At 53.3% G+C, this 26,578-nt stretch carries 25 protein-coding genes; 14 read left to right on the plus strand and 11 right to left on the minus strand.

Annotation, left to right across the window (positions count from 1 at the left end):
* Positions 1–44: 44 nt before the first annotated feature.
* Positions 45–482 carry a universal stress protein UspA gene (gene uspA, locus ACPUC7_RS19435; RefSeq protein ID WP_343551652.1) on the minus strand — a complete coding sequence of 146 codons (438 nt, stop codon included), beginning with the start codon at positions 480–482 and terminating at the stop codon, positions 45–47.
* Between the two features lie 419 nt (positions 483–901).
* Between uspA and uspB the strand changes: the two genes are divergently transcribed.
* The gene (gene uspB / locus ACPUC7_RS19440; protein WP_343551650.1) at positions 902–1,237 is read left to right on the plus strand and encodes a universal stress protein UspB; all 336 of its coding nucleotides are present in this window, start codon (positions 902–904) and stop codon (positions 1,235–1,237) included.
* 45 nt (positions 1,238–1,282) lie between these two features.
* Here the strand turns inward: uspB and pitA are convergent, their stop codons facing one another.
* Positions 1,283–2,782: an inorganic phosphate transporter PitA gene (gene pitA / locus ACPUC7_RS19445; RefSeq protein WP_343551743.1), complete on the minus strand. Its 1,500-nt coding sequence runs from the start codon at positions 2,780–2,782 to the stop codon at positions 1,283–1,285.
* 242 nt (positions 2,783–3,024) lie between these two features.
* Between pitA and ACPUC7_RS19450 the strand changes: the two genes are divergently transcribed.
* On the plus strand, positions 3,025–4,209 hold the full coding sequence (locus tag ACPUC7_RS19450) for a BaiN/RdsA family NAD(P)/FAD-dependent oxidoreductase (RefSeq protein ID WP_494924125.1): 1,185 nt from the start codon (positions 3,025–3,027) through the stop codon (positions 4,207–4,209).
* Positions 4,210–4,222: 13 nt separating this feature from the next.
* Here ACPUC7_RS19450 and ACPUC7_RS19455 read toward each other — a convergent pair whose 3' ends face one another.
* A complete protein-coding gene (locus tag ACPUC7_RS19455; RefSeq protein ID WP_494924126.1) occupies positions 4,223–5,545 on the minus strand; it encodes an autotransporter outer membrane beta-barrel domain-containing protein in 1,323 nt (440 codons plus the stop codon).
* A 238-nt stretch (positions 5,546–5,783) separates the two neighbouring features.
* Here ACPUC7_RS19455 and ACPUC7_RS19460 point away from each other — a divergent pair, with 238 nt between their 5' ends.
* The gene (locus ACPUC7_RS19460; RefSeq protein WP_494924127.1) at positions 5,784–6,131 is read left to right on the plus strand and encodes a hypothetical protein; all 348 of its coding nucleotides are present in this window, start codon (positions 5,784–5,786) and stop codon (positions 6,129–6,131) included.
* Here the strand turns inward: ACPUC7_RS19460 and ACPUC7_RS19465 are convergent, their stop codons facing one another.
* Entirely contained in the window at positions 6,132–6,764 is a 633-nt protein-coding gene (locus ACPUC7_RS19465; RefSeq protein WP_494924128.1) for a cysteine hydrolase family protein, read from the minus strand.
* A gap of 99 nt (positions 6,765–6,863) precedes the next feature.
* On the opposite strand from ACPUC7_RS19465, the gene ACPUC7_RS19470 reads away from it, so the two are divergent.
* From ACPUC7_RS19470 to yfaU, 5 genes are all read left to right on the plus strand, one after another.
* Positions 6,864–7,865: a GlxA family transcriptional regulator gene (locus ACPUC7_RS19470; RefSeq protein WP_494924129.1), complete on the plus strand. Its 1,002-nt coding sequence runs from the start codon at positions 6,864–6,866 to the stop codon at positions 7,863–7,865.
* Positions 7,866–8,060: 195 nt separating this feature from the next.
* The gene (locus ACPUC7_RS19475; protein WP_494924130.1) at positions 8,061–8,843 is read left to right on the plus strand and encodes an IclR family transcriptional regulator; all 783 of its coding nucleotides are present in this window, start codon (positions 8,061–8,063) and stop codon (positions 8,841–8,843) included.
* Positions 8,844–8,855: 12 nt separating this feature from the next.
* Positions 8,856–10,058, plus strand: a complete 1,203-nt coding sequence (rhmD, locus tag ACPUC7_RS19480; protein WP_494924131.1) for an L-rhamnonate dehydratase — start codon at positions 8,856–8,858, stop codon at positions 10,056–10,058.
* Between the two features lie 49 nt (positions 10,059–10,107).
* Positions 10,108–11,394, plus strand: coding sequence for an MFS transporter (locus tag ACPUC7_RS19485; protein WP_494924132.1), 1,287 nt, complete (start codon positions 10,108–10,110; stop codon positions 11,392–11,394).
* Between the two features lie 13 nt (positions 11,395–11,407).
* A complete protein-coding gene (yfaU, locus tag ACPUC7_RS19490) occupies positions 11,408–12,208 on the plus strand; it encodes a 2-keto-3-deoxy-L-rhamnonate aldolase (protein ID WP_494924133.1) in 801 nt (266 codons plus the stop codon).
* A gap of 114 nt (positions 12,209–12,322) precedes the next feature.
* Here yfaU and ACPUC7_RS19495 read toward each other — a convergent pair whose 3' ends face one another.
* On the minus strand, positions 12,323–12,814 hold the full coding sequence (locus ACPUC7_RS19495; protein WP_494924134.1) for a helix-turn-helix domain-containing protein: 492 nt from the start codon (positions 12,812–12,814) through the stop codon (positions 12,323–12,325).
* A 319-nt stretch (positions 12,815–13,133) separates the two neighbouring features.
* Between ACPUC7_RS19495 and ACPUC7_RS19500 the strand changes: the two genes are divergently transcribed.
* Positions 13,134–14,156 (plus strand): alpha/beta fold hydrolase, encoded by a 1,023-nt coding sequence (locus ACPUC7_RS19500; protein ID WP_494924135.1) that lies wholly within the window; start codon positions 13,134–13,136, stop codon positions 14,154–14,156.
* Positions 14,157–14,188: 32 nt separating this feature from the next.
* Here the strand turns inward: ACPUC7_RS19500 and ACPUC7_RS19505 are convergent, their stop codons facing one another.
* The 3 genes from ACPUC7_RS19505 to proP all read right to left on the minus strand — a co-directional run bounded on the left by ACPUC7_RS19505 (position 14,189) and on the right by proP (position 17,870).
* Positions 14,189–15,160, minus strand: a complete 972-nt coding sequence (locus ACPUC7_RS19505) for a GGDEF domain-containing protein (protein WP_494924136.1) — start codon at positions 15,158–15,160, stop codon at positions 14,189–14,191.
* 110 nt (positions 15,161–15,270) lie between these two features.
* On the minus strand, positions 15,271–16,248 hold the full coding sequence (gene hemB, locus ACPUC7_RS19510) for a porphobilinogen synthase (RefSeq protein ID WP_494924137.1): 978 nt from the start codon (positions 16,246–16,248) through the stop codon (positions 15,271–15,273).
* 116 nt (positions 16,249–16,364) lie between these two features.
* Positions 16,365–17,870 carry a glycine betaine/L-proline transporter ProP gene (gene proP, locus ACPUC7_RS19515; RefSeq protein ID WP_494924138.1) on the minus strand — a complete coding sequence of 502 codons (1,506 nt, stop codon included), beginning with the start codon at positions 17,868–17,870 and terminating at the stop codon, positions 16,365–16,367.
* Positions 17,871–18,228: 358 nt separating this feature from the next.
* On the opposite strand from proP, the gene ACPUC7_RS19520 reads away from it, so the two are divergent.
* The 3 genes from ACPUC7_RS19520 to ACPUC7_RS19530 all read left to right on the plus strand — a co-directional run bounded on the left by ACPUC7_RS19520 (position 18,229) and on the right by ACPUC7_RS19530 (position 20,104).
* Positions 18,229–19,047, plus strand: a complete 819-nt coding sequence (locus ACPUC7_RS19520; RefSeq protein WP_494924139.1) for a hypothetical protein — start codon at positions 18,229–18,231, stop codon at positions 19,045–19,047.
* Position 19,048: 1 nt separating this feature from the next.
* The gene (locus ACPUC7_RS19525) at positions 19,049–19,510 is read left to right on the plus strand and encodes a hypothetical protein (RefSeq protein ID WP_494924140.1); all 462 of its coding nucleotides are present in this window, start codon (positions 19,049–19,051) and stop codon (positions 19,508–19,510) included.
* A gap of 111 nt (positions 19,511–19,621) precedes the next feature.
* Entirely contained in the window at positions 19,622–20,104 is a 483-nt protein-coding gene (locus ACPUC7_RS19530) for a hypothetical protein (protein WP_494924141.1), read from the plus strand.
* On the opposite strand, the gene ACPUC7_RS19535 is transcribed toward ACPUC7_RS19530, so the two are convergent.
* Together ACPUC7_RS19535 and ACPUC7_RS19540 are read right to left on the minus strand one after the other, a co-directional pair.
* Entirely contained in the window at positions 20,093–21,052 is a 960-nt protein-coding gene (locus tag ACPUC7_RS19535; RefSeq protein WP_494924142.1) for a D-2-hydroxyacid dehydrogenase family protein, read from the minus strand. The two genes, ACPUC7_RS19530 and ACPUC7_RS19535, sit on opposite strands and share 12 nt — an antisense overlap.
* Entirely contained in the window at positions 21,027–22,631 is a 1,605-nt protein-coding gene (locus ACPUC7_RS19540; RefSeq protein ID WP_494924143.1) for an EAL domain-containing protein, read from the minus strand. Before ACPUC7_RS19540 ends, ACPUC7_RS19535 begins: the two co-directional genes overlap by 26 nt.
* A gap of 239 nt (positions 22,632–22,870) precedes the next feature.
* Between ACPUC7_RS19540 and ACPUC7_RS19545 the strand changes: the two genes are divergently transcribed.
* Positions 22,871–23,635, plus strand: a complete 765-nt coding sequence (locus ACPUC7_RS19545) for a class II aldolase/adducin family protein (RefSeq protein WP_494924144.1) — start codon at positions 22,871–22,873, stop codon at positions 23,633–23,635.
* A gap of 11 nt (positions 23,636–23,646) precedes the next feature.
* On the plus strand, positions 23,647–24,603 hold the full coding sequence (locus tag ACPUC7_RS19550; RefSeq protein WP_494924145.1) for an ABC transporter substrate-binding protein: 957 nt from the start codon (positions 23,647–23,649) through the stop codon (positions 24,601–24,603).
* 899 nt (positions 24,604–25,502) lie between these two features.
* On the opposite strand, the gene ACPUC7_RS19555 is transcribed toward ACPUC7_RS19550, so the two are convergent.
* Complete coding sequence (locus tag ACPUC7_RS19555) at positions 25,503–26,549, minus strand: AI-2E family transporter (RefSeq protein ID WP_494924146.1); 1,047 nt, start codon at positions 26,547–26,549, stop codon at positions 25,503–25,505.
* Positions 26,550–26,578: the final 29 nt, after the last annotated feature.

A 26,578-nucleotide genomic window follows, 5' to 3' on the forward strand; every position in this document is an offset into this window, starting at 1 on the left:
ATGAACAAGGTCGCCATGAATGGCGACCTTACGTTCAAGATGACTTATTCGTCATCTTCATCGCGCAGTGGCACGATCAACATGTCGATATGCACGGTGTTGATCAACTGACGTGCTGAAGACATCAGCTTGCTCCAGAAATCCTGATGGTGGCCGCACACCACCAAATCCACATCATATTTCTTAATCGCATCCACCAGCACCTGGCCGAGATCGCCGCTGCCGCTCAGGGTTTCACTGATTGGATAACCGGCATTGACGGAGAGCTCTTTCAGCGCGGTGTGCGTCTCTTCAGAAATGCGCTTCTGCATATCCCCCAAATTGACGTCAATCAGCCCGGTGTAGAGGTCTGAATAGTTCACATCAACGTGGATCAGCGAGATTTTAGCGTCGTATGGACGTGCCAGCGAAACGGCTTTATCAACCAATAACTGACTTTCCGGGGAAAGGTCTACTGCAATCAGGATGTGTTTATAAGCCATGATAAAACTCCTTTCTCAAGATTCGGGGGCAACCTTCCTGCTTTCTTGGTCGGCGTTGTCCTTTGCGCGTAACGGCGATGAAGCGCCACCAACCCTGTTTTCAGCCGTGCAGGTGGCTATTGTTATGTCCTGAGTATAGCCAGAGTTGTTAACAAATGCTGCAAGCAGAAGTTCGCATGTGAGGAAGATCAAGCGTTATCGGCTTTTTCACTCGCGGTGAACGAAAATCATCGCTGGAAAAAAATTGAACAGATCTCCTACACTGAAAATAAGTGCCACTGCCGTATGAGTCGCGCACTCAGGTTCGCATAACAACAATGCAATCGAAAACATTCAGTGGCTGGTTTATTTGCCGTCCGGCGTCTACAGCAATTCCCCGCTGCGTTTGACGTCGTTGCGGTTCCAGCCGGGAGGGGAACATGATCAGCACTATCGCGCTTTTTTGGGCTCTGTGTGTGGTTTGTCTGGTGAATATGGCGCGCTACTTCTCTTCTCTGCGCTCACTTTTGGCCGTTTTGCGCGGTTGCGATCCACTGTTATATCAATATGTTGATGGCGCGGGTTTCTTCACCTCGCACGGGCAGCCGAGCAAACAGGTACGGCTGGTACGTTATATTTGGGATAAGCGTTATCAGGATCATCATGACGAAGAGTTCATTCGCCGCTGCGAACGGGTGCGCGGGCAGTTTGTGCTGACCAGCGGGCTGTGCTTTTTGGTGGTGGTGAGTTTGATTGCGATGGCAATCTGGCAATAAAAAAGGGCGACATCGCTGTCGCCCTCTTTATTTTCTTCGGCTGGATTAAATCAGTTTCAATGCAATCCAGTACAGCGAACCCGACAGCAAAATACACACCGGCAGGGTGAACACCCACGCCATGGCGATATTTTTGATGGTGCGGCTCTGCAATCCACCGCCATCAACCAGCATGGTACCGGCGACGGATGAAGACAGAATGTGCGTGGTGGAAACCGGCATGCCGGTGTAGCTAGCGATACCAATTGATACCGCAGCGGTGACTTGCGCGGACATACCTTGCGCATAGGTCATGCCTTTCTTACCGATCTTCTCACCGATAGTGGTAGCGACACGACGCCAGCCAATCATGGTACCGATGCCCAGCGCCAGCGCGACAGCCACGATAATCCAGATTGGTGCGTATTCAACGGTACCCAGCAAATCCGTCTTCAGCTTGTTGAGGAAGCGCTTATCTTCCGCGCTGGTTTCCGGCAGCTTAGCCACTTTATCCACGGTATCGGAGACGCACAGCAGCAAGCGACGCATCTGGCTGCGTTGATCAACGGTTAGCTGATCGTAGCTTTGCAGATTGTTCAGCAGCAGTTGCGCACGATCGATGGCTTGCAATGCGCGACCGCTATCGCAATGGAACTCATGCGGGCCACCGACCGATTCTTCCGGCGTTGGCACCACCGGCGGTGCGAGTTGCATCATGTGCGTCAGCGACTCGTTATGCTGCTGGTAATACTGCTCCAGATGGTTCACCGCGTCGCGCGTGCGGGTGATGTCATAACCAGAGGCACTCAGGTTAACCACAAACCCCGCCGGCGCTACGCCAATCAACACCAGCATAATCAGGCCAATGCCTTTCTGACCATCATTAGCGCCGTGTGAATAGCTCACGCCAATCGCGGAAACGATCAGGGCGATGCGTGTCCAGAATGGTGGTTTTTTCTTACCATCAATCTTTTCGCGATCGGCTGGCGTCATGTGGATGCGTGAACGTTTAGTGGTTCCGCTCCAGTAGCGACGCAGGATAAAAATCAACCCGCCCGCAATCACCAGACCAACAATCGGCGAAAGAATCAATGACATAAAGATATTGATGACTTTCGGCAAGTTGAGCGCGTCAACCACCGAGGTGCCGCTCATCAGGGCGTTGGTCAGACCAATACCGATGATTGCACCAATCAATGTGTGAGAACTGGAGGCCGGCAAGCCTAAATACCAGGTACCGAGGTTCCAGATTATCGCGGCCAGCAGCATGGAGAACACCATCGCTAAACCGTGGGCCGAACCGACATTTAATAGCAAATCGGTCGGAAGCATGTGAACGATGGCGTACGCCACGCTCAATCCACCTAGCAAAACACCTAAGAAATTGAAAACACCCGCCATGACAACCGCCAGTTGCGCCCGCATCGCACGGGTATAAATGACAGTAGCGACCGCGTTAGCAGTGTCGTGGAAACCGTTGATTGCTTCATAAAACAATACAAACAGCAGAGCAAGAATCAGTAACAGGCTGGTACTGAGGTCGAGACCAGCAAACAGATGTAGCATAAACGTTACGCCATTTTTGGAGGACATGAACGCGGCGCATTATCTGCGACAACGTGCGCGATGTGAAAGGAAAATATAGCTGCAACTTGACTTAAAATTGTAATTAACACAGAGGATTACCCTTAAAACCCCTATAAATTAGGTAGTTACAATATGACATATTTGCGGCATTTTTTTGACGCTAGCGTTAAATGCCGCAGATCTCTACAATCAGCGCCTTTCGGGCAAGTTGGGTTATCGCAGTGGAAAAGTTTGACGTTATCATTATTGGTGCAGGCGCGGCCGGCATGTTCTGCGCGGCGCAGGCAGGGCAATTGGGCCGTCGCGTATTGCTGCTGGATAACGGCAAAAAGGCCGGACGCAAGATATTGATGTCAGGCGGCGGCCGCTGCAATTTCACCAATATGCATACCGAACCTGCGACCTATCTGTCGCACAATCCGCATTTCTGTAAATCCGCGCTGGCGCGTTACACCCAGTGGGATTTCATCGATCTGGTTAATCGCCACGGCATCGCTTACCACGAGAAAACCCTCGGACAACTGTTCTGTGATGACTCAGCGCAGCAGATTGTCGATTTGCTGCTGAAAGAGTGCGAAGCCGGGCAGGTCAGCATGCGCTTGCGCAGTGAAGTGCTGAGCGTTGAGCGTGATGACAGCGGCTACACTTTGCAGCTTAATGGCACGTCCGTGCAGGCGGAAAAACTGGTGATCGCCAGTGGCGGACTTTCGATGCCGGGACTCGGTGCTACGCCGTTCGGCTACAAAGTGGCGGAGCAGTTCGGCCTGAAGGTGTTCCCGACGCGCGCGGCGTTAGTGCCGTTCACGCTGCACAAACCGCTGCTGGAGCAGCTCAATACGTTGTCTGGCGTGGCGCTGCCCACCACCATTACCGCGCAGGACGGCACCATATTTAAAGAAGCGATGCTATTTACCCATCGCGGCTTATCTGGCCCAGCGGTGCTGCAAATCTCCAGCTATTGGCAGCCGGGTGAATTCGTCACCATTGATTTGTCTCCAGCCACTTCGCTGGATGACTTTATTAATGTGCAGCGTGATGCGCATCCGAATCTCAGCCTGAAAAACAGCCTGGCGAAGATTCTGCCGAAGCGTTTGGTGGAAGTATTGCAGGAGCTGAAGCAGATTCCGGATGTGACGCTTAAGCAATTGAACAGTAAGCAGCAAAACGAACTGGTCAACACACTCCATCAATGGCGCGTGCAGCCAAATGGCACCGAAGGCTATCGTACCGCCGAAGTGACGCTGGGCGGCGTCGATACCACCCAGCTGTCCTCAAAAACTATGGAAGCGCGCGATGTGCCGGGCTTATTCTTCATCGGCGAAGTGGTGGATGTCACCGGTTGGTTGGGCGGCTACAACTTCCAATGGGCGTGGAGTTCCGCCTGGGCGTGTGCGCAGGCGCTGTAAGCTTTCACCGCAATCAGAAGGCGATCTGTACCCCAAGTTGTGCCTGCCAATTGCTGACGCCTTCGTGTCCCAACCGCTGCTGCTTTTTAAGCTGGGAATTTAGCGACAGATTTTCTGTCAGTTGCCAATCGATATAACCGCTGTAACGCAGGCTATTTCCGCTGCGAGCGGTACTGAATTCACCTTCATTCCCCACGTTGACGCTGCCCGCGCTGTTAGCGCGCTCGATGTAACGCACCTCCATTCCTAATGCCAGCGTATCGGTTGGCGTAAAGTCATATTTGAAGCCGCCGGAGAGTTGCCGCTGTGTTTGCTGTTGATAACGAGCATGCAGGCCATCCTGATCGCGGATATCGTCGATATTCAGCCATTGCGCCATTACGCCGGCTACTGGCGTAAAGGCATGTGCGCCGTGCGACCAGCGCCAACCGCCGTCTAGCCCGATATTGCCGCCAATGGCTTGCATCTGCGCCACTTCGCCTGACTTGTCGGTGCTGATGCGACCACGATAGTGGTTCACGCCGAACGGCACAGACAATTGCAAACCGGTGGGTTGTTGCCAGCTCAGCATGGCATTGACGCCTTGCGTGTCGAAGCGACTGCTGCTGCGGCCATCTTCCGTTTTCGGCACCAGCGTTAACTGGCCTTTATTGATCCCCAAACTGAGAGCCAATTGGCGCTGTTCATTGCCTGCCAGCGTCCAGCGCGCGCCTATCTGCCAGCCTCGATAGCGACTTTCACTGTTCTCGCGTGGAGTTTTGCCTTGATAGTGTTCCTGCACCTGATAACCCGAAATAAACAAATTCGGCCGGCCATCTTTGCCAGCCAGTTGGGCATGCTGGATGAAACTTGCCTGCAAATTGTCACTGACACTAAACAGCGTGCCCGGCAGCGCAGCATAACTGGCAATTTGTGGTTTCTTCGGTTGCGGTGGCTCCGCCGGTAAACCTCCATCTAAGGCAGGATCAAGCTCATCATCAGGCAGACTGGCGATCATTGAGTTTTGCAGCCGGTAATACCAGAAAAGGTGAGGCCGTCGATCCGCCAATAACAACGGCGATCGCTGGGCGGCAGGATTGAAATCGTCATACCACTCGCTACGTGCCAGTGATTTACCGAGGTTTTTAATGCCGTTGGCGGCGGCTTGTCTTACGGTTTGCATTAGCGAATGGTCGTGTGTATTTCCCTGCAAAGCGGCGCTAAGGGGATCGTCAGGGGGTTGCAGTAACAGGCTGGAAGGTGGGTAAGGGATGTCAGAAGTAGACTGAGCTTGTTTGGCATACACGGGCTCACTACACAGTGCGCCAAAAACCAGCGCCAGCGGAGTCGGTTTCATAGTCTCTCGTCGGATTAGGTGGCTGCGGAATGAGCAACTTATAGCGGTGTACCTAACGCGACTTTCAAGACTCGTCTTGTTTTTACGGCTAAATATCAAATTTTTGCATTCGCTCACAACGAATTAGGCATTTATGTAAGGTCATCGTTTAATTCTGGATCACTGATGCCGAATGTGTCACGCGCGCCCAATCTGCTACTATCGCCACGCTTTTACTTTCCAGTTGGTGAATCGACGTATGTTAAAAATCAAATTTCTCCTGCCATTGCTGATTGTTGCCAGTGCCGTTGTGTGGTGGCTGATGCCGCATTACAGCGATGAGGACAAAGGCTATTACATCGCGATGTTCTGCACGCTGACGCACGATGGACGCGGTAACACATCGCACGATATGCAGCAGATCATTGAAGGCAGCAATTCCGATTACGCATTGCAGAAAATCCATTTTCAAAGCGGTTTAGCCGATCATTTGCAAACGGTGTGGCAGGATTTATCACCGGAACAGCAGCAGCAGGCCCGTGAGGAAAGTTTGGCCTGCCGCCGTGTGATGTCAGAGAAATTGTTGCCGGGCAAACCGGTTCAATAATTAGCGAACCGGTAATGCCAATACGTCGTTGGTGGTTTTAATTTCGGCAAACACATCTGCCATTGCCGCCAGCGCCGCTTGCTGCAACACATTGTGATCAACCACGTTGTTGTCCCAGGTAGCGAGATCGCGTGTGGCAGTGGCATCTTCCGGGACGATCACCGCATAGCCTAATGGCACCGCATCGCGTGTGGTAGATGACACACACATATGGGTCATCAAGCCGGTGACGATCAGTTGCTTAATGCCCTGCGCATCCAACTGCTGTTGTAGGTTAGTGCCAACAAACGAACTCGGTGTTGCTTTGCTGATCACGCGGTCGTTGCTGCCAGGTTGCATGTCTTGATGGAATTCAGCAAAACGGCTGCCTTTGGCAAACAATGGGCCATCGGCATCACCTAAATGCTGCACAAAGAAAACGGGCATGTTGTGTTGGTGAGCGAATTCGACGATGCGTTTGCTATTGTTCAACGCTTTCATGCCATCGGGAATCGGCATTTTTCCGTCAGCAAAATATTCGTTCTGAATATCAATCACGATGACCGCAGTTTCTTTAGCCGTCAGTGTTTGGGTAGCCGTCGCGCCGCTCATGGTGCGAATGGTTGGCGCGCTTGAGGTTAAAATGTTGTTCATAACTAATAATCCTTAAATGAGTGTTTGGCTTGAGAGGCCTGACTTGCCTCCGATGTGGTGCATTATGGTGATTTCGTCGTGAGTGAAGGAGTACAGCGGATGACAAATAACGTTCAATTTGCGCCAAAAGCGTCGCACACTGCTGCGCCGATTAAAGTGGGCGTTGTGGTGTTTGACGACATCATCCCGTTCCATCTTTCGGTGCCTTGTGCGGTATTTGAAAAAGCGGCGCACGATGATGGATTGCTGTGCTATCAGCTGTTTATCTGTGCCACCCATCCCGGACCGTTAAAAACCAACAGTGGTTTTTCAATTGTTGCCGAACATAGCCTGATGCAGTTGGCGGAAGTGGATATGGTGGTGGTTCCAAGCTGGAGCGATCCAGACTTACAGCCACCGGCGGAATTGCTGCTCGCTTTGCAGCAGGCGGTACAACGCGGCGCGCAAGTGGTTGGCCTGTGTCTCGGTGCTTTTGTATTGGGCGCTGCGGGATTGCTCAGCCAGCGACGCGCGACCACCCACTGGCGCTGGATGGCGGATTTCGAACGACTTTATCCCGACGTGGCGATTGACCGCGATGTGCTGTATATCGATGAAGGACAGATTGTCACCTCGGCGGGCACCGCAGCGAGTATTGATTGCTGCCTGCATTTAGTGCGCGAACAGTGTGGCGTGGATGTTGCCAATAGCGTGGCGCGCATGCTGGTGGTACCGCCGCACCGTCAGGGCGGACAGGCGCAATATATTGAGCAGCCGGTTTATCAATCTGCCGGTAACGATCGCTTTATGTCGGCATTAAGCTGGGCGACAGAGAATTTACAGCACGCGCTAACGCTGGAACAGTTGGCGGATAAAGCGCTCATGAGCCGCCGCAGTTTCACCCGTCGCTTCAATCAGACCACCGGCAGCTGTTTCAGCGACTGGTTGGTGAATCAGCGACTGGCGTTAGCGCAGCGTTTTCTGGAGAAAACCGATCAGCCGGTGGAGTTGATTGCCGAGAAAGCCGGATTCTCCTCTCCCTTGATGCTGCGCCGCCATTTCAAGAAGCAGCTCAACACCTCCCCGCTGCAATATCGCAAAACCTTTCGTGGTCGAACCTAGCGAATAAATCTTCTCCTGAAAAAACCGTCATGTGTGCTGAGTACAATCGGCTGTACCTGGCGCGCGGCGCGATTCACATTCCCGCACACGCACCGCCTGCAAACCGCTGCGAGCGTGCGTAATTTGATGCGGCGCACACTTATCAACGACTAAAACACCAACACTGCCCTCCAGATCATCAGACTGGAGTCCAGCATGTTGGAAGTTACGCCTGTTCCCGCACTGACGCGTGCCATCGCGATTCTCGAGTTTATTGCGCAGCAAGGGCCGTGCAGCCCGGCCGAAATCATTGAAGCGCTGGCGTTGCCGAAAAGCAGTGCTTATCTGCTGTTCGCTGAGCTGAAGAAGCAGCGCCTAATCACCATTGATCGCAATAACAATTACTGCCTGTGGACGCGGCTGGTGGAATTTGCCGGCCATGCGTTGCAGCACATGGATATACGCGATATCGCCCGTCCGCGCCTGACCCGTTTAATGCAGCAAACCAATTTGCTGTGCCATCTTGGCATTTTGGATGGTGGCCATGCCTGCTACATCCTCAAACTCGAATCTGCCGCCACTATCAGCGTGCGCTCGCACGAAGGCAAAAGCCTTTCGCTGTATCGCTCAGGCATTGGTAAATGCCTGCTCGCCTGGCAACGTCCGGAAGAGCAGGAGCGCATCATCAAAGAGATGCGTTTTGTCGCGGTAACGCCCACCTCGCTAACCAGTGCCGATGCGTTGCGCACTGAGCTGGCGCGCATTCGCCGTCAGGGCTGGAGCTTTGATAACGGCGAAGATTATCCCGATGTGCGCTGCGTGGCGGCGCCGATTTTCAATGCGCGTGAGCAGTTGGTTGCGGCAATTTCGCTGGTGGGCACGCGGCTCGAAATTGATGACGACAAACGCGATTACCTTGCAGGCCAGGCGATTGCCTGCGCCCGCGACATTTCCCGACTGCTGGGCTGGCGTAGCCCGGCAGAAAAACAGGCCTCGTAACAGGAGAAGACCATGTCCCTACCAAAAATTAAAACAGTCCGCGCCTACTTTGCTGGTGGTGCCACCGCCTATAAAGCGGCGGCAGGCGGCGATTATCACGATCAAGGTGATAACCACTGGATTGACGATCATGTCGCCACGCCAATGAGCAAATACAAACAATACGAACAGTCCCGTCAATCCTTTGGCATCAACGTGTTAGGTACGTTGATTGTTGAAGTGGAGGCCGATAACGGTCAAACCGGCTTCGCCATCACTACCGGCGGCGAAATGGGCTGCTTTATTGTCGAAAAACACCTGAATCGTTTTCTTGAAGGTCGCTGCGTTAGCGATATCAAACTGATTCACGACCAGATGATTAACGCCACCATGTATTACGCCGGTTCCGGCGGCTTGGTGATGAACACCATTTCGTGCGTCGATCTCGCGCTATGGGATCTGTTCGGCAAGGTTACCAATTTGCCGGTGTACAAACTTTTAGGTGGCGCGGTGCGCGATGAATTGCAGTTTTACGCTACCGGCGCGCGGCCCGATCTGGCACAGAAAATGGGCTTTATCGGCGGAAAAATGGCGGTGCAGTGGGGACCGCACGACGGCGATGAAGGTATCCGTAAAGAGGTGGCGCGCATCGCGCATTATCGCGAAACCTGCGGCCCGGATTTCTGGCTGATGCTGGATTGCTGGATGAGCCAGGACGTGAACTTTGCCACCAAACTGGCGCACGCTTGCGCACCGTATAACGTCAAATGGCTGGAAGAGTGCTTGCCGCCGCAGCAATTTGAAGGCTATGCACAACTGAAACGCCAGGCGCCGCAAGGCATGTTGATCACCAGCGGTGAGCACCACGGCACGCTGCAATCGTTCCGCACGCTGGCGGAAACCGGCATCGATATTTTGCAGCCGGATGTCGGTTGGTGCGGCGGCTTAACCACCTTGGTTGAGGTGGCGGCGCTGGCGAAATCGCGCGGTCAATTGGTGGTGCCGCACGGATCGTCGGTGTATTCGCATCATGCGGTGATCACTTTCACCAACACGCCATTCAGCGAATTCCTGATGACCAGTCCGGATTGCAGCACGCTGCGTCCGCAGTTTGATCCGCTGCTGATTAATGAGCCGGTGCCAGTAAACGGCCGCATGCACAAATCGGTGCTGGATAAACCGGGCTTCGGCGTGGAATTGAATCGCGAAGGCTTGAAACGTCCGTATCAACACTAATCGCCTCGGCTGCGGCGTTGCGTCGCAGCCCATTGTGAGGGCTGTTCCGATGAATACACTGGTGCTAAGTGCAGTAAAAAAGAACCGCGCACGTCTTATTCCCTTCATGTTGATGCTCTACGTGTTGGCGTTTCTCGACCGCGCCAACATTGGTTTTGCCAAAGAAGCCTATCAACTGGATACCGGCTTGAGTAATGAAGCCTATGCGCTGGGAGCCGGGATTTTCTTTGTGGTGTACGCGTTGCTGGGCGTGCCGGCTAATTTGCTAATGCGGCGTTTCGGTGCGCGCAGTTGGATTGGCGGCACCACATTATTGTGGGGTTTTCTCTCGGCAGCGATGGCGTTTGCCGACACCGAAGCCAAATTTCTGCTGGTGCGCACCTTGCTCGGTGCGGCTGAAGCGGGTTTCTTTCCGGGCATGATCTATTTGACCTCGCTGTGGTTCCCGCAACAGCAGCGCGCCAGCGTCATGGGGCTGTTTTATATGGGCGCGCCGCTGGCATTGACGCTGGGTTCGCCACTTTCTGGCGCGTTGCTGGAAATGCATGGTGTGCTGGGACATCCTGGCTGGTTCTGGATGTTTATCATTGAAGGATTGTTAGCGGTGGCGGCGGGTGTTTTCACTTTCAGCTACATCGACGATACGCCAGCCAAAGCGCGTTTCCTCAGCCCAGAGGAGAAGCAGGCGCTGCAACGTCAGCTGGAAAGTGAAGAGCAGCAAAAACCTACTGCGCATTTGCGTGATGCACTGCGCAACAGCCGGGTCTGGCAGCTCGCCATCATCTACATGACCATTCAGATTGCGGTCTACGGCCTGATTTTCTTCCTGCCTTCGCAAGTCGCGGCGCTGCTCGGCACCAAAGTGGGTTTTCTCGCTTCGCTGGTGGCGGCGATACCGTGGGTGGCTGCGCTGTTTGGCACCTGGCTGATTCCGCGCTATTCCGATCGCACGGGTGAGCGACGTCGGGTGGCAGCCTTCACCTTGCTGGCGGCGGCAGTGGGCATTGGCCTTTCCGGTTTAGTCGCGCCGCTGTTTGCCATCATCGCATTGAGCGTTGCCGCTGTAGGTTTTATTGCCGTGCAGCCGGTGTTCTGGACCATGCCGACGCAACTGCTTTCCGGCACTGCGCTGGCGGCGGGCATTGGCTTCGTCAATTTGTTTGGCGCTGTGGGCGGCTTCCTGGCGCCGCTGATTCGCGTTAATGCCGAGATGCAATTTAATAGCAGCAGCGCGGGATTACTGGCGTTGGCGCTGATCGCCGCCGTTGGCTCGCTGATTATTCTTAGCCTGAAAGTGGATCGCCCGTTGCCACAATCACAGCAGGCCAGCCACTAAACAAGGAGCATGTATGCAAGATCCGTTAAAAAATCCCTTCAAGGCCGGATTGGCACAAGGTGAAACGCAGATTGGTTTGTGGCTCAGCAGCACATCGTCGTATATGGCCGAGATTGCCGCCACCAGCGGCTACGACTGGTTGTTGATCGATGGTGAACATGCACCAAACACCGTGCAGGATCTCTATCACCAGTTGCAGGCGATTGCGCCGTATCGTAGCCAACCGGTGATTCGTCCGGTGGAGTACCAAACAGCGTTAATCAAACAAGTGCTGGATATCGGCGCGCGTACCTTGCTGGTGCCGATGATCGATACCGCCGAGCAGGCGCAAGCATTGGTGCAGGCGACGCGCTATCCCCCTTACGGCACGCGTGGTGTCGGTGCCGCCGTCGCGCGCGCGGCACGTTGGGGGCGCGTGGAAAATTACATGGCGCGCGCCAATGACGAGCTGTGTTTGCTGATTCAGGCCGAAAGCAAAACGGCGATTGATAATCTGGATGCGTTGCTGGAAGTGGAGGGCGTGGATGGCATATTTATCGGTCCAGCGGATCTTTCTGCCTCATTGGGCTATCCCGATAATGCCGATCATCCTGACGTGCAACGGATAATTGAACAGAGTATTAAACGTATTCGCCGGGCAGGAAAAGCCGCCGGATTTTTGGCAGTGAATACTGCGATGGCGGAACGTGCAATTGCATGGGGTGCGAATTTTGTCGCGGTTGGCGTTGATACGATGCTTTACACCAGCGCACTGGATAATCGTTTAGCCCATTTCAAAAATACCGTGATTGAAAATAATAAGTCGAGTTACTAAATGCAAAAGCGGATGGGATGCCATCCGCTTTCAATTGATGAATGTGCCGTAATATTGACATAAGTCAGTGTCAAAAAAGAGTTTAAAAAGCGCTAATAAAATTCAAATAAAAAATTAACGCATTACACAACTGAGACGTGGGTGAAATTTATCGTTACGCACTACCGGAGTGATAATTTCTTTATTACGTTCTGTTGCATCAAATCCTGCCTGACGACAAATACTGCAAGGGTCGTCACTTTCTCGCAGCGATTGCTGCACATCAGCCTCAAGCTGGCGCTTACGGCAAAAAAGCGGTGTACAACCTAAAACATGTTTGAATGAGCGGGTGAAGGATTGCTGGCTTTCGAAATGGTATTTCACTGCCAGACTGATAATCGGTGCCTTGCTGTTTTTCAGGTCAGTAATGCAGTGCATCAATTTCTTTTTACGAATAAAACGTGCCAATGTTTCATTGTGATAACGAGCGAAAAGTTTCTGTAAATACCATTTGGAATAGCCAGACTTCAGTGCAATATCATCAATACTCAAACGTTGATCCAGATTAGCCATAATCCATTCAGTTACCGAATCAATAACCCCTTCGTTGTATTTTGTTTGTGTCATCTTAGTCCTCCTTAAACACAAGTAGAGTGTAATTTAATTAATCTTTCCAATCTGCAATTAATGTAAAGTTTTCTGATTATTCGGCATATTTATTATTTGTCATCAAGACCGGTCTCGTTTTTCGTGAATTTAAACGATTGCATGTTGTGATGATGTAATATATTCATCGTAATAACGGAAGTTATTATTAACTCAAATTTTTCATCGCTTTGCCGCGCTTAACAGTAAAAGGTGAATATTTTTCGCGGCACACGCCATCAATACGTAAACGCTATTTACGTGCCAGACTGAAGGTTTTTCACCGTTGAGGAAGGGCGTTATGGGTTTTCGTTTCAAGCCAAAACAATCACTTGCCGTTATGCTGGCATCGCTGACGTTGTGTACCAGCGCATCGGCCTTCGCCGCGAATGTCTATGGCGAGCAGTTGGAAGGATTCAAATATCCGTATCCGCTGCAGCATTTTAACTTCGCTTCGCAGCAGCAAACGCTAAGCATGGGCTACATGGATGTCAAACCCACGCAGCAGGCCAATGGCCAAACTGTGGTGTTGATGCACGGCAAGAATTTCTGTGGTGCAACCTGGGATGACACCATCAAAGCGCTGGTGGCAAGCGGTTATCGCGTGATTGCGCCGGATCAGATTGGTTTTTGCAGTTCAACCAAACCCGCCAATTATCAATACACTTTCCAGCAGTTGGCGCAAAACACCCATCAATTATTGCAACAGCTGGGTGTAGAGAAAGCGGTGATTGTAGGGCACTCCACCGGTGGCATGTTGGCAACGCGCTATGCGCTGATGTATCCACAGCAAACGCAGAAGCTGGTGTTAGTTAATCCGATCGGCCTGGAGGATTGGAAAGCCAAAGGCGCGCCGTGGCGCTCGGTGGATCAGTGGTATCAGCGTGAATTGAAGCTGGATGCGGCTGGCATCAAGAAGTACGAGCAGAACACCTATTACAGCGGACAGTGGAAGCCGGAATATGACAAATGGGTCGATATGCTGGCGGGCTTGAATAGCGGGCCGGGGCACAAGAAAGTGGCGTGGAATTCGGCGTTAATCTACGACATGATTTTCACCCAGCCGGTATTTTATGAGTTCAAAGATCTCAAGGTGCCAACCACTTTGATGATTGGCACCGCCGATACCACCGCGATTGGCAGCGATATCGCGCCACCGGCAGTGAAGGCGCAATTAGGTCATTACAATGTGCTGGGTAAGCAGGTGGCGCAGATGATTCCGGGCGCACGCTTGATTGAATTCCCCGGCATGGGACACGCGCCGCAAATGGAAGAGCCGCAGAAGTTTAATCAGACCTTGATCGACGATTTAGCTCGCCAATGAACAGAAGGTCGCCACTGATGGCGACCGATCAATCATGAACGCTGTTTTTTACCGTTTTTCGCGGCATACATCCGTTCGTCGCTGCCTTCCAGCAATTGCTCCAGCGATTGCGGATGGTCAGGATCAAACTCAACGATGCCCGACGAGAAGTGCAGCGAATAACGGCGATCCAGACTCTGCGTTTGCTGTTGCAGGAACTGATCAAAACGCGCCAGCACGCCTTCCGCATCCGATTGCTGCAAGCCATTGAACAGCACCACAAACTCATCGCCGCCCAAACGGGCAAAGATATCCGCGTGACGGAAACTCACCTTCATCGCATCGGCAAAATCCATCAATGCGCGGTCGCCTTCGCGATGGCCAAGCGTATCGTTGATGGCTTTAAAGCGATCAAGATCGAGGAAGGTTAAGCTGGCCGGTAATTGTTTTACCTGGCACTCATTCAGCGCTAATTGGCCGAGCGTCATAAAGCCGCGACGGTTGGTGATTTGCGTCAGTTCGTCGGAGGTAGCGGTCTGAAACGCCACTAATTCGGCTTCTGCCATCGCCGCCAAATCTCGCAATGTATGGATATCGTCGGCATTAAACTCACGTGCATGGTGATCGATAATGCACAGCGTACCGATTTTGGCTCCGGCTGGCGTACGCAGCGGGCAGCCAGCGTAGAAACGCACCGGGCTGGTTTCATTGCTGACCAGCGGGTTATCGTGGAATCGTTCATCATCGAGGGCGTTTTCCACCACCATCACATCATCTTGCAAAATAGCGTGGCCGCAAAATGAGGTATTACGCGGGGCGGTTTGGGCAGCGTATCCCGCCGCAGATTTGAACCATTGATGGTCCTCTTCTAACAGGCTGACAAGCGCGACCGGCACGCCAAATAAACGACGGGCAAGGCGGGTTAAACGGTCAAAACGCTCTTCTGCAGGCGTGTGCAGAATGTTGAGCGCACGTAACTGGGCCAGACGATGTAACTCGTCCGCAGGCAGTGCAGGTGCTTTCATCGCGTTACTCTTATTAATTATGGAATGACGACAACACTGGTGTTTAGGTGCCACAAAGGCAGAAAGCGCTTGGCAACGGCTGCGATAATCGTTGCCAAGCGTAACGAGGATCAGAGCACTTTTTGCTCGGCGAGATCAAGGGCAAAATAGCTGAAAATGAGATCCGCTCCAGCACGTTTAATTGCGCCAAGGCTTTCCAGAACCACATTTCGTTCGTCAATCGCACCGGCTTGGGCGGCGAATTTTATCATCGCGTATTCACCACTCACCTGGTACGCAGCCAGCGGCAGCGTAGTGCGTTCGCGGATATCACGCAGAATGTCAAGGTACGCACCTGCTGGTTTTACCATCAGTGAATCCGCGCCTTCCGCTTCATCAATCAGCGACTCACGGATCGCTTCACGGCGGTTCATCGGATTCATCTGATAAGTTTTACGATCGCCTTTTAACGCGGTGCCGGCCGCTTCACGGAACGGGCCGTAGAACGACGACGCGAACTTGGTGGAGTAAGACATGATGGCGGTATCGGTGAATCCGGCGGCATCCAGCGCCTGGCGAATGGCTTTAACCTGGCCATCCATCGCCGCAGACGGCGCGATAAAATCGGCACCGGCTTGCGCCGCCACCACCGCTTGCTTGCCGAGGTTAATCAAGGTTTGGTCGTTATCCACGCCGTGATCGCACAATACGCCGCAATGGCCGTGGCTGGTGTATTCACAGAAGCAGGTATCGGACATGACAATCATTTCCGGCACGGTGTCTTTGCAGATACGCGACATACGCGCCACCAGGCCGTTTTCATTCCACGCATCGCTGCCAGTGGCATCGGTATGGTGGGAAATGCCGAAGGTCATGACTGAGCGGATGCCGGCTTTGGCAATACGTTCGATCTCATACGCCAAACGTTTCTCAGGAATGCGCACCACGCCCGGCATGGCGTTGATTGGCACGTAACCATCCACGCCTTCTTCAACGAAGATGGGCAGCGCCAGATCGTTGATGCTGAGGTTGGATTCCTGGAACATTGCGCGCATCGACGCGCTTTTGCGCAGTCTTCTTGGACGCTGGATAAGATTAAATTCAGACATGCTCTACAACTTATGCAGGTTAAAAAAGTGGCAGTAGTTTACCCCTTTTCGCGCCATAGGATGAAGGATTGTGTGCGGAAACGAAAACTCCCGCCGGGCGGCGGGAGTGGGGAAGATTACTCGTTGATGTCCGGATGCTGCTGCACCAGGTTTTTACGTTTCGCCTCAAGTTTGGCGATTTCATCATCGATGTCTTCGATTTTCTGCTCAATGTTGTCGTGATGTTCTTGCAGGATTTCACGTGCTTCATCCAGATCCGAAGCCGCTGGCGTGGCACCACGAAGGGGTCTGTTGGCGGTCTCTTTCATGTAGATACCGGTAATCAAACCAATCACTGCCACCACCATCAGATAGTAAGCTGGCATATACAGATTGTTAGTGGCTTCAACCAGATACGCGGCGATCGTTGGCGTTAAACCGGCAATCAGCACTGAGATGTTAAAGGCACTTGCCAACGCACTGTAACGGATATGCGTCGGGAACATCGCTGGCAGCGAAGATGCCATCACGCCGGTAAAGGCGTTCAGAATCACCGCCATCAGCAGCAGGCCAGCAAAAATCAGCCCTAACACGCCGCTATTGATCAGCATGAACGACGGGATCGAGAAGACAAACAGCGCGATAGAACCAATGATGATGAATGGACGACGACCAAAGCGGTCACTCAGCATGCCCATCACTGGCTGCACAAACAGCATACCCATCATGATGGCGATGATGATCAACACACCGTGATCTTCCGAGTAGTGCAGGTTATGCGACAGGTAACTCGGCATGTAGGTCAGCAGCATGTAGTAGGTGACGTTGGTGGCAATCACCAGACCGATACAGGCCAGCAGGCTTTTCCAGTGCTTGGTAGCGATCTCTTTGAACGACACTTTTGGGCCATCGCGTAGACCTTCACGGTCGCCTTGCTCCAGTTTCTCAACGTGCTGCTGGAAGGCTGGCGTTTCTTCCAATGCATGACGCAGATACAAACCAATAATGCCCAGCGGCAGCGCGATAAAGAACGGGATACGCCAGCCCCATTCGAGGAACTTCGCTTCGCCGATAACGGTGGAAATTAACACCACCACGCCCGCGCCAAGCACGAAACCGGCGATGGAGCCGAAGTCGAGCCAACTGCCCATGAAGCCGCGCTTACGGTCTGGCGAGTATTCGGCAACGAAGATCGATGCACCGGTGTATTCACCGCCGACGGAGAAGCCCTGCGCCATTTTTGCTAACAGCAGCAAAATCGGTGCCCAGATACCGATCGAGGCATAAGAGGGTATCAAGCCGATACAGAAAGTACTGATCGACATGATGACGATGGTGATAGAGAGGATTTTTTGACGACCATATTTGTCGCCCAACATACCGAAGAACAAACCACCTAACGGACGAATCAGGAACGGAACCGAGAATGTACCCAGTGCCGCGATCATCTGCACACTTGGCGAAGCATCGGGGAAGAACACTTTACCCAGTGCGTAAGCCACAAAGCCATAAACACCAAAATCAAACCATTCCATCGCATTGCCCAGTGAAGCTGCGGTGATGGCTTTACGTAAACGGGCATCGTCGATAATCGTGACGTCATCCAGCCCGATAGGTTTTACACGCTTCCTACGTAGTTTCATGAAGTTACCCTGTATTGGAATTTCGAAAAATCCTCAACGCTGCGGACTCGATAACGCGAACAGTCCGCGGCGTTGAGAAAATTAAAGCATAGCGCTAAAAAGCACTTCTCCCCGGCCCGCCACAGCAATTATTAGGGAGGTAATGGTTGCATCCCGCGACAGAGTATACCGATTTAGTGTGATATTTGTCATGTTTCCGCCATTAACTGTCTATTTTTTAGCTAAAGCTGTGGCTGCAAGCGACTCAAAACGCATCAATAAAAACAGCCGATTCTCATAACATTTATCAGTAACAGTGCGCTGTAAGGCGAAACTCCATATACTTGCGCCAGTTAAATATTTGTTAATTAGGATTCGCATGGCGCGATTCGTTTTATTTGCCAAAAGCCTCTGTTTTGATGCCGACCAGCAGAAGTTTTATCCGGTAAATTTCCCTGCACAATCTGTAGCGCTCAATGCACTGCAGAGTGCTGTGCTGCGCCGAGTGCTCACTGCTCAGGGAAAGTTGGTGCGCAATCAGGCATTACACCTGCTGTTTCAACGTGAAAGTTCTGAGATTCCGTTTGCCGATCGCTTAACCAGCACTATTTCCGACATCAATCGTTTAGCGCTCTCCGCAGGTGCGTTAAGCGCGTTGATTCATCAGGTTCCACTGATTGGTTGTGTACTGGCTGAGCAAGTGGATGTTGAAACCTGCAACGATGTTGAGCCAACGGCGGCTACGAACGTGGAACCCGAAGTCAGTGCCTCAACCCTCTCGCACGTCACTTCTGCCGAAATGAAGGCTACGGTGGTGAAAAAGAGATCCTGGTGGTTGCGTGGTGTGGTTGCGGCGGTTTTATTGCTGAATATTGGCGCGGCATGGTTAGTGAGCAATGAATTTACGCCGGTTAAACATCAAGGTACCAATTACACCTTTCTACGTCAGGAAGGGCAGACCCAGGTTTTCATGGCTGAAGGTTTATCAGCTGATTCGTTCGTTGTAATAGACGCATTGCAACGTTTCCGTGCATTGAAACCGCATATGAAAGATGGCTCAATACCGCCGTTAATGTATATCAATCGAACCCGCACCCGCGTATTTACCAGTACGTTCCTTTGCGCTCAGCCATTCCTGCAACGGCAAAATGATTGCATGGCGTGGATGGTATCTCAGCAGGAATCACCTAATGAATAAGTTGTGGTGGGCATTGGCGTTCATTATTGCGTTTATGACGCCTTGGGCATGGGTGCTGCTGGTGCGACCCGCCGAGCCGGTACCGGAATGGTGCTTCGTTCCCTACCAAATTGAGAATGAGAGCCAACCCGCAGGCATCATTGATGCCACGGTGCGCAATCATTTTAAAAATGGTGGCGTTGGCAGTTCAATATTGATGGGCACCGTGACCTTTAATAATGCGCATTATCAGTTACACCGGGTTTCTGATATGACTTGGTATCGTCAAGGTGATTTCATGCTGATAAATACCCATAAAGTGGAAATCATGCCCAATGACACCTTGCCTGCGAAGCTGGCGCAGCAAATTCTTTTCACTTCATCTCGTGAAGAAAAAAATGATTATTATCAGATGTATCGTCTGTCGAATGGTGATCAAATAATCAATTATTCTGGCATGCCGCGGCTTTATTGCCATCACTGATTGTTGCGCAAATAAATAAGGAAAACTTAACATTAAGCGAGGCGGTAAGCTCTACTTGCCAGCTGTATGACATTCAGTAATACTCTGCCGCCTTGCTGAGCTGGAGTATGCATGTCGAGGAAAAATGCGCCGTTTTTTGAGAATCCATGGCTGTCGATGATCGATAGTGTAGAAAGGAATCTTATCAATCTTGTGCCTGATACTCGGCGTCCTGCTGCCGTTGAGGCTGAATCCGTTGCCTGGGTCAATTGTGGTGAACGCGCGGATGCGCAACTGGCGCTGCTGGCGCAACAACCCGATGAACTCATGCAGCGCCTGAAAAGTTGGCGTCAGGCCGGATTGCTCACCAGCCAGGCGTTAGACAGTTTTCGTCAGTTGCAACGTTTGGCGGAAACCAGCATCGCGCGCAATCAACCCATCACCCAACTTGATGAATATCAGCGATTAATGGGGCAATTAACCCCCACGCTGGAACGCATCACCCAGCGTATGAATGCCCAGCGCGATCTGCCCGCCAGCGCCGTAGCGGAAGACAGTCTCGAAGTGGCGCTGCGCATCGCTGAAAAGCGTCGCGCCGAACGCTCAGAGCAGTGAGCGCAGCGGCGCACCTGTCAACCATCCCTGAATATCTTCCACCGCCTGCATGAAGTAGGTGCGGTAATTGGTATCTGCCACATAGCCAAGATGCGGCGTCGCTAGCACGTTAGGTAACTGACGCAGCGGATGATCGGCGGGCAGCGGCTCCTGTTCAAACACATCCAAACCGGCTCCGGCTAATTGTCCCGATTGCAGGGCAGCAATCATCGCCGATTGGTCGACAATCCCCGCGCGTGAAGTGTTAATCAGCAGCGCGCCGGGTTTCATCTGCGTCAGCGCGGTGGCATCAATCAAATGGCGTGTGCGCTCGCTCAGTACCAAATGAATCGACAACACATCGCTGATGTTTAGCAGCGCGTTGAGCGTCGGCATATGTTCAACGCCGCAGGCCACAGCACGTTCAACGCTGAGATTCTGGCTCCACGCGCAAACGCGCATGCCAAACGCCTGCGCCACTTTCGCCATTTCACCGCCAATTTTCCCCAATCCCAACAATCCCAACGTTTTACCCTGCAAACTCATGCCCAAGCTGTGCTGCCACGGTCCGTTACTGCGCAGTGCCTGATTCTCCGGCACGATATGGCGCGCTAAACCCAGCAATAATCCCCAGCTCAGTTCCATCGGTGCCGCGCTGCCGCTGGCGGTGCCACACACCGCAATGTAGCGCTCGGCGCAGGCGTCCAAGTCAATCGAGGCATTGCGCATGCCGGAAGTCACCACCATTTTCAGATTCGGCAGGCGGCCAATCAGTTCGGCACTGAGCGGCGTGCGTTCGCGCATTACCACCAGAATGTCGGCATGGGCGATGTGTTTGACCAGTTGATCCTGATCGGCGAGATGTTCAGTGAGGGAAGTGGTGTGGACCAGCGGTTCGAGCGACGCCCAATCGGCAAGCGACAGGGCGACGTTCTGATAATCATCAAGAATGATGCAATTCAGGCTCATGAGGTTCCTCAACGAGAAGCGGTTGCTGCCCCTGCTCGCTAAGCCAGGTTTGCAACTGGTCATTATCCATCGGACGGGCATAATAATAGCCCTGAATGAAGATCACGCCACGCTGACGCAGATACTCAAATTGCAGCGCGGTTTCCACGCCTTCGCCCAACACATTCAGCTTCAGCTTGTGGCTAAGGTTGATGATCGCATCCAGCACCGGCGTTTCAATCTCTAACCCTTCAATCGCGTTGATAAATCCACGGTCGATTTTCAGGTAATCCAGCGGGAAGGTCAGCAGATAAGTGAGCGAACAGTGGCCGGTGCCGAAATCATCAATCGCCACTTTCATGCCTTGCGCCTGCAAATGACGCAGCTTGCTAGCCACCATTTCGCCATCATCAATCAGGCTGCGCTCGGTCAGCTCCAGCGTGATGCTCATTTGCTTGTCTTTAATGCGTGCTGCGAACTGCTCAATATCCGGCACAAAGTCGGCATGTTGCAGATGTTCCGCCGCCAGATTCAAGCCGATATGGAAGCCCGGCTGCACTTGCCAGCTTTGAATATCTTCCGCCATCAGCTCCAGCAAATGTTGGGTTAATGGCACGATCATGCCTTCGGCTTCGGCCGCGCTGATAAAAATATCCGGGCGGATCATTTCACCATTCGGTCGTGTCCAGCGCAGCAAGGCTTCGGCGCCGGCACAAGCTTGCAATTCGGTGCTGTAAACCGGCTGATAATGCACCGAGAACTGACGATTACGAATGGCGCGTGCAATTTCATCGTGCCAGGAAATGCGGCGACGCAACCAATTCGCCGTGAGCACCATCAACAGAATGGAGAAAATCGCCGCCATCGGCAGGAAGATAAACAGCGCCTGACGCCACGCTTTGAGCAACTCAGAAGAGGGAACAGTGACATCAACGCTAATCGGATAGCGGCTGGATTGCGCTTTATAAGATTCGCTTTTCATGTACAGCTTGGGGCGCATATCGTCCGGGCCGCTGGCAATCAACGCGCCGCCGCTAAATTGTAGGCTCATGCGATAACCGCGTGATCCGCCAATCGCGTTCATGAAGTCCATCAAATATTGGCCGTCAATCACCGCCCAAAAACCGCTGGTATCTGGCAATTGGCGCACAAAAACCACCGCCGGACGGTTCGGTACGCCGTAGGTGCCGCGCACTGAAATGCTCCACCAGGCTTTGCCTGTGATGGGCGGTGGCTGCATCATCATTTGGCTCAAGGTGCCGTGCGTCAGGCCAAATGCCGAAGAGCAGTTAATGTCTTCGCCTTTCAGCAGGCCAATCGAGCGAAAATAGGGATTAAGCGTACCGGCGCGTTGCAGCTGGTCTTCAATCTGCGCGCACGGCTGATAATGATATTGGCGCAGCTGGGTGATCATATCCCAGGCGTTATCACTCATCTTTTCTGCCTGGGTCAGCAAGGTATTGGCGGTGGAAATCTGCTGTTGGCTCACCGTGTGGCGCGCCTCAATAGCCGTACAAAGGATGCCGAGTACCAGCGGCAATAAGCCAGCACAGACAATTAAGAGCCAGCCAAAATCATGATTACGTTTTTTTAGTGGCACCAGACAATCCTCGGTCGGTTAGAGCCGCAGAGAAACAGCGGGTTACGGCGTCAGCAGCATACCATTTTCATGGGGCTGTGTAGGGTAGCGATTTCAGATTAAGCCGATGTGATACAGGTCAATTATCGACCTCGCTTTGCGTTTATTGACAATGTTTTGCCGTTATTGGCATTTCCCAGCGGGAAATTCGCTATGCCACGATGTTAGGCAAGCATATTGACCTGAAATGAGGAACCTAAATGAGCACTGAAACATTGGATGTCGTGTCATTGCGGCAGCGCATCAGCGAAGGGGAATGGCAGGCGCGCACCAAGCTGGCCCAAGCCTATCATCTGGCGGCGAAACTGCGCTGGACCGACCATATCTACACCCATTTTTCCCTGCGCGTGCCGGGCGATCAGCCTCATTTCTTGATCAACGCCTTCGGGCAAACCTTCGATGAAATCCAGGCCGAAACGCTGGTCAAAATCGATATCGACGGCAATATTATTGACGACCCAACCGGTTTAGGAATTAACCAAGCGGGATTTGTGATTCACAGCGCGATTCATCGGGCACGACCCGATGCGCACGCGGTGCTGCATACGCATACCGCGGCGGGCATTGGCGTCTCGGCGCAGCGCAACGGCTTGCTGATGATCTCGCAGCACAGCACGCGTTTTCATCATCGCCTTGCTTATCATGATTACGAAGGCATTGCGCTGGATCTCGATGAACAGCAACGCATCGTCGCCGATCTTGGCAATCTTAACGCGCTGATCCTGCGTAATCATGGTTTGCTGACCAGCGGCGGCAGCATCGAAGAAGCCTTCTATAACCTGTATTACCTTGAGCGCGCGTGTCAGGCGCAACTGGCGGCGCAATCCGGTGGTGCGGAACTGATCATCCTGCCGGATGACGTCTCCGAAAAAGCCGCGCAAGCCTTCGATAACAGCATTCGTAACCACAAATACCAGCTGCACTGGGATGCTTACATCCGCCAGCTCAACCGCAACGCACTCTGAGAACCCACCCAATGAAATGGCTGAAACCGGTAGTTTCTGCGCTGCTGCTGTGCGCGGCGTTTGGTAGTCAGGCCGCGCCTGATTTAAGCAAGGTGACGTTAGTGTTAGGCGATCAGGCGCGTAATTTGCGCTCGCTGATCGAAGCGGCGGATGTGATGAAGGATGCGCCTTACCAATATCGCTGGGCTAATTTTCAGGGCGCGGCACCGCTGTTTGAAGCACAGCGCGCCGGCGCGGTGGACACCTCTTACGCTGGTGATTTGCCGGTGCTGATGGCGGCATCGGGCGGCGTGCCGCTGAAGATCATCGCCACTAATGTGGGTGATGCCGGTTCTAACGGCTTGATCGTGCCCGCCGATTCGCCGATTCACAGCGTGAAGGATCTGGTCGGCCAGCAAGTGGTGATCTCTTCGGCGCGCGGCAGTATTTCTCAGCATTTATTGTATCAAGCGCTGGAAGAGGCGCAGGTTAAACGTGATGCGGTGCCGGTGCGCTTTGTGTTGCCCACCGATGCCAGCGCGGCGTTTAACTCCGGACAAATTGCCGCGTGGGCGACCTTCGATCCCTATCTCGGTATCGCCGAAAAACATGGCGCGCGTCTGCTGCGCGACGGCAAAGGATTAACCACCGCGCTGTCGTTTGTCACCGCCACGCAAAGCTCGCTCGACGATCCCGCCAAACGTGCGGCGATAGCTGATTTCACCCATCGTTTAGCCAAAGCACGCGAATGGGCGCTGCAACATCCGCAGCAATACAATGAGGTGTACGCACAGCTCACACGCCTGCAACCGGCGGACGCGCAGCAGATCACCGCGCGTATCTCGCACGGCATTCGTGGCGTGACGGAAGAGGATGTGGCGAAAGTGCAGAAGGTGTCGGACTTGTTCAGCGAGCTGAATATCCTGCCGAACAAAGTGAACGTGCAGGCGATTACGGATAACAGTGTGTTTAATGCGGTTCAAGATTGAGTGCTGAGTGCTGAGTGCTGAGTGCTGAGTGCTGGTGCGTCTTTCGTTCGCCAATGATTGGGCAGTTTCAGTGACGCCGTGCGGCGACCGAGCAGAGGCCCGAAGGCGCGGGCCTCTGCACTCCGCGCCTTGCGCCAGCCCATCCCGCCGCTACGCGGTGCCTTCACTCATTCGCGCTGCCTGACGGACCGGCGGCGATTCGCTCCTGCTCAGCGCCACCTCTCACCGCATCCCTGCGGCTCGCCCTGGCATCACTCTTTCGTTCCGCGGGATAGGATGTCGCTCAACACCCGCGCTGCAACAATCTGCATNCTCAGCGCCACCTCTCACCGCATCCCTGCGGCTCGCCCTGGCATCACTCTTTCGTTCCGCGGGATAGGATGTCGCTCAACACCCGCGCTGCAACAATCTGCATTTCATTAGCACAAAATCGCTTTCCCGTAGGGTCGCCATTCATAGTGACCAGGTGCGCAAAAATGCGCACCCTACGAAATAACGCTCGAACAAAGACTCTACAGACGATGCCGTTTGTAATTAAGAAAAGACTCTTACAGGCGAGGTTTGCGGGCGCCATCCGCAGCGCCGAGTGAAGAGTGACGGCCAGGATGAGCCGACAGGACGTCGGCGAAAGCGCGGCATGAGCCAGGAAGGCGAATTCGCGCGGTCCGTCGGACGGAAAGATGAGCGAGGGAACAGCGAGGACGGCGCAAGGCGCGGATTGCAAAGGGCCACGCCATTTGGCCCTTTGCCCGTACGCCGCATCGTGGATGCTGAAACTACCGCATGTTTAGCGGGCGGAATCTTCTCAGTGCCGGTGCGCTGCCGAGCTGCTCAGCAGCCGGAACCTTCTCGGTGCCACCCCGCGGCCTGGCGGGCAGTCCCGCCTCGGTGGCCGCCTTTTATCGCGCCCGCGAGCCCGGCCGCCCGTTGCCCAACATAATTGCCAATCGGCTGCCGCCCGGCGTGGTTTCCATCAATATTTTGGTCACGCTAGTGAGCGGTACCGACAGCAACATGCCGATGGGCCCCAGTAGCCAGCCCCAGAATATCAACGATAGAAACACCACTAACGTCGATAATCCCAGCCCGCGCCCCATCATTTTCGGTTCCAGCATATTGCCGATCAGCATGTGAATTGCGCTGAACAGTGCTGCCACTAGCATTGCGTCATAAATGTTATTCAGCACCAGCGCCTGAATAAACGGCGGAATGCCAGCGATAATCGGCCCGATATTAGGGATGAAATTGAGGATGAACGCCACCACGCCCCAGAACAGCGCGAACTTCACACCCAGCATCAACAGCGAAAGCCATACCGCGACGCCAGTAAGCAAACTCACCAAGGTTTTCAGCGCCAGATAGTGCGTTACGCCCTTCAACGCTTTGTGCAAACCGGCAATACGGATTTGTGGATTCACCATCGCATTGCGCATTTTGTACGGCAGATGGCGCACTTCAAACAGCATAAACACCACGGTGAGAATCAGCAGCAGCACGTTGGTCATCGCGCCGGAAAGCTGCTTCAACAGCGAGGTGGCCATATCCATCACCACATTGGGATCGAGCCGGGCAGCCAGCGCGTCGGTGGAGATGTTGATATGAAAACGGGCGGCAAAATGTTGAACCACTGCCAGCTTCTGCTCGAGCATGGTGCGGATTTGCGGATAGGTTTCGCTGAAATCACTGGCTGAACTGGCGAGCACAGCAACCAACAACAGCACCACGATAAAAATCACCGTGATCACCAGCGTGATGGCGAACGTGCGCCGCATGCCGTGTCGCATCAACAGGGTAACCAGCGGATTGAGTACTATCGCCAAAAAGCTGGCGAGCAAGAAGGGCACCAGAATGTCTGACGCCGCGCGAATGCCTGCGAGGATAATCACCAGCATCGCCAACTTCACCAGAATGTTCTGGCCAATTTTTTCCTGTGGCAGGTTGTTCATTCACTCTCCTGAGACATCATTTCACAGGA

The sequence above is a fragment of the Pantoea sp. CFCC18179 genome (assembly GCF_059412405.1).

What these genes read in the sequence shown, in the direction of transcription:
- uspA (WP_343551652.1), bottom strand. Translation starts at nt 482, where the DNA reads ATGGCTTATAAACACATCCTGATTGCAGTAGACCTTTCCCCGGAAAGT.
- uspB (WP_343551650.1), top strand. Translation starts at nt 902, where the DNA reads ATGATCAGCACTATCGCGCTTTTTTGGGCTCTGTGTGTGGTTTGTCTG.
- pitA (WP_343551743.1), bottom strand. Translation starts at nt 2,782, where the DNA reads ATGCTACATCTGTTTGCTGGTCTCGACCTCAGTACCAGCCTGTTACTG.
- ACPUC7_RS19455 (WP_494924126.1), bottom strand. Translation starts at nt 5,545, where the DNA reads ATGAAACCGACTCCGCTGGCGCTGGTTTTTGGCGCACTGTGTAGTGAG.
- ACPUC7_RS19460 (WP_494924127.1), top strand. Translation starts at nt 5,784, where the DNA reads ATGTTAAAAATCAAATTTCTCCTGCCATTGCTGATTGTTGCCAGTGCC.
- ACPUC7_RS19465 (WP_494924128.1), bottom strand. Translation starts at nt 6,764, where the DNA reads ATGAACAACATTTTAACCTCAAGCGCGCCAACCATTCGCACCATGAGC.
- ACPUC7_RS19470 (WP_494924129.1), top strand. Translation starts at nt 6,864, where the DNA reads ATGACAAATAACGTTCAATTTGCGCCAAAAGCGTCGCACACTGCTGCG.
- ACPUC7_RS19475 (WP_494924130.1), top strand. Translation starts at nt 8,061, where the DNA reads ATGTTGGAAGTTACGCCTGTTCCCGCACTGACGCGTGCCATCGCGATT.
- rhmD (WP_494924131.1), top strand. Translation starts at nt 8,856, where the DNA reads ATGTCCCTACCAAAAATTAAAACAGTCCGCGCCTACTTTGCTGGTGGT.
- ACPUC7_RS19485 (WP_494924132.1), top strand. Translation starts at nt 10,108, where the DNA reads ATGAATACACTGGTGCTAAGTGCAGTAAAAAAGAACCGCGCACGTCTT.
- yfaU (WP_494924133.1), top strand. Translation starts at nt 11,408, where the DNA reads ATGCAAGATCCGTTAAAAAATCCCTTCAAGGCCGGATTGGCACAAGGT.
- ACPUC7_RS19495 (WP_494924134.1), bottom strand. Translation starts at nt 12,814, where the DNA reads ATGACACAAACAAAATACAACGAAGGGGTTATTGATTCGGTAACTGAA.
- ACPUC7_RS19500 (WP_494924135.1), top strand. Translation starts at nt 13,134, where the DNA reads ATGGGTTTTCGTTTCAAGCCAAAACAATCACTTGCCGTTATGCTGGCA.
- ACPUC7_RS19505 (WP_494924136.1), bottom strand. Translation starts at nt 15,160, where the DNA reads ATGAAAGCACCTGCACTGCCTGCGGACGAGTTACATCGTCTGGCCCAG.
- hemB (WP_494924137.1), bottom strand. Translation starts at nt 16,248, where the DNA reads ATGTCTGAATTTAATCTTATCCAGCGTCCAAGAAGACTGCGCAAAAGC.
- proP (WP_494924138.1), bottom strand. Translation starts at nt 17,870, where the DNA reads ATGAAACTACGTAGGAAGCGTGTAAAACCTATCGGGCTGGATGACGTC.
- ACPUC7_RS19520 (WP_494924139.1), top strand. Translation starts at nt 18,229, where the DNA reads ATGGCGCGATTCGTTTTATTTGCCAAAAGCCTCTGTTTTGATGCCGAC.
- ACPUC7_RS19530 (WP_494924141.1), top strand. Translation starts at nt 19,622, where the DNA reads ATGTCGAGGAAAAATGCGCCGTTTTTTGAGAATCCATGGCTGTCGATG.
- ACPUC7_RS19535 (WP_494924142.1), bottom strand. Translation starts at nt 21,052, where the DNA reads ATGAGCCTGAATTGCATCATTCTTGATGATTATCAGAACGTCGCCCTG.
- ACPUC7_RS19545 (WP_494924144.1), top strand. Translation starts at nt 22,871, where the DNA reads ATGAGCACTGAAACATTGGATGTCGTGTCATTGCGGCAGCGCATCAGC.
- ACPUC7_RS19550 (WP_494924145.1), top strand. Translation starts at nt 23,647, where the DNA reads ATGAAATGGCTGAAACCGGTAGTTTCTGCGCTGCTGCTGTGCGCGGCG.
- ACPUC7_RS19555 (WP_494924146.1), bottom strand. Translation starts at nt 26,549, where the DNA reads ATGAACAACCTGCCACAGGAAAAAATTGGCCAGAACATTCTGGTGAAG.